Source organism: Oscillibacter sp. CAG:155 (assembly GCA_000436875.1).
Lineage (GTDB): Bacteria > Bacillota > Clostridia > Oscillospirales > Oscillospiraceae > Oscillibacter.
Genome location: FR890900.1, coordinates 3,498 through 5,878 on the forward strand (window position 1 = coordinate 3,498; position 2,381 = coordinate 5,878).

1 pseudogene is annotated in these 2,381 nt (G+C 62.6%); it reads right to left on the reverse strand.

From position 1 onward, the window contains the following. Positions 1 to 2,126: pseudogene (locus QZL67_RS05420) on the reverse strand (exodeoxyribonuclease V subunit gamma); the annotation flags it as partial. Positions 2,127 to 2,381: the final 255 nt, after the last annotated feature.

Here is a 2,381-nt window from a genome sequence, read left to right on the forward strand (position 1 = left end):
GCAGAAAGGCGGGGCGCAAACTCGGGCGGGGCGGCAAAATCCCGCCACAGCGGCCCCTCGGGTTCCTGGCCCGCGGTCTCCAGTGCCGGCTGCACAGCTGTTAAGCGATAGCCCTTGTCAGTGTCTTCCCGCTCCACCCGCAGCCCGGGAAACAGGCCCAGCAGCCGCTCCACCACAAAGGCCGGCCGCAGTTCGGCGCCGCTGACGTCCGTCACCGGCCAGCTGACGGTGAGTCTCTCGGTGGGCTGGGTCAGGGCAGCGTAGAGATTTTGCAGCTCAATGGCCATCTGATCCATACCGCTGGGAGCCAGCTGGATGCCGTGAAGCGCCAGAGCGTCCCGGTCATCGTCGTTGAGGATGCCGCCGCTCTGCCCCACGCCGGGCAGCACATGGTCATTGGCGCCCAGCAAAAAGAGATACCGGGTAGCGTGGCGGTCGTTGCGGGTGATCTCCGTGACGCTGACCTGATCCAGAGAGACGGGGATGGTGCCCACGCTGTACTGGGTCAGCACCTGCCGCAGCAGCCGGGTGAACTCGTCCAGCTCCATGGACTCGTCCCCAAGGATCTCCACGAACTGATCCAGCACGCCGCAGAGGATCTCCCACAGCTGAGCCGTCTCCTCCGCATCCTGGAGCCGGCCAGCCGCCGCCTGCTCCTCCATCTGTTTTTCCAGCGCGGCCTGAAGCCCCAGCGTCTCCAAAAACGTGTAAAGGCTGTTTACTTTCTCCCCAGCTGTTTTCCCAGCTTTCAGATCTTCCGCAAGTGTCAGCAGCGGCAATCGGACCCGGCGGCGGAGGGCATTGATCTCCGCCAGCTGTTTCTGCCGTGCCTCGTTCCAGGGTGCGCCGTAGCCGTCCGGATTCTCCGTCCAGTCCGTATCCCGCAGCCACATGGTGCCGTGGACTTCCCATTTGAGCACGTAGTTTTCCAGCAGATCGCACTCCTCCGGTGTCAGTCCGGCCAGACCGGTCTTGAGCCAGCGGAACATATCCTCGTACTCATAGCCGTTGCCCACCGCATCCAGCACGCCGGTCAGCAGGCTCAGGGCGGGTTTTTCCAAAATATCACTGCGGCGGCTCAGATAGGCCGGGATGCCGTATCGCTGGAATACCGCCTCGATCACCCCTTCGTAATCCGCCATATTCCGGGCGGCCACTATGATCTCCCGATACCGGCACACACCCGACGCCGTCAGTCGGCGGATCTCCGCCGCCGTCTGCTCCACCTCGGAAAAGACGGTGTCCGCCTCCAGCAGACGGATGGCACCGCTCTCTCCCTCATAGGGCAGGTTCTCTCCAAAAAAGCAGCGCTCCAGATGGCCCAGTGCGGTCCGGTCCTCTGCTGTGAAGTGCTGTATCTTTACAGGTATGCGTTCCTGCTCCGCCAGACGGCGAAGCTGCTCCAATGTCCGCTCCGTAGTGGCGAAGATCTCCTCGCGGCTGTTCTCCTCCCCCAGCAGCGTCACTGTGACAGATCGTGCCTGCCGTAGCAGGATGGACAGCACCCGCCGCTCCTGAGCATTGAAATAGGTGAAGCCGTCCAGAAAGACGTCCTTTCCCAGAACATACCGGGACTCCTCCAGATGGTCGCACAGCTTGCTCATCCGGTCCCGGGCATCCAGGCCGGGCCGGTGCAGCCGGGCCTCATAGGCGCCGTAGAGCAGACTCAGGTCCAGCAGCTTGTCCCGGGTGGCCCCCTCCATTTCCCGTGCTCGGGCGTCCAGCATCTGGGGGGAGACTTCATAACAGTGCAGCTCGTCGATCAGATCCAGCAGCTGCTGCAAAAAGGCCGCCTTCTGAGAGGGGCGACGGTATACCGTCAGCATGGGCGAGACCTCCGAGAGGGCCTTTTGCAGCGTCAGCAGCTTTCCCCCTGCATCCAACGTCACCTCGGCCGCCCCGCCGGTAATAGCCAGCACCCGGTCCCCCAGCCGCCGGAAGCTGAGCACTTCCGCGTGGCGGCTGGCGGTGTCCCCGCAGACCCGGCACAGATCCACCTCCGCCTGGTGGGAGGCGTGCTCCGGCACCAGCAGGATCTGGCGGCTGTCGTCCCCCAGTGCCCGGATCTTCTCCAGGACCGCCTGTGATTTGCCTGTTTTGGACCGGCCGATGAAAATGTGCAGCATGGCGCGCCTCCTTCTGAGCGATTGGTTTTCCTGGCTATCTTATCACATCCGCCGCCGGTTGAATACCCCCGGGTTTTCTCTGGAGCCGGTTTGCCTCACAGAGAACATTTGCCCAAATCCCGCCGGAAATTTGTTGTTTGCCCTTGCCCCGGAGGAATAATAGATTTATGATAGGGATGCGCGACTTTACATTTGACGCCTTGCGGCGAAGGAGGAATGGAGCATGCAGATCTGCGGTCTGCAGCGGCTGGCAAT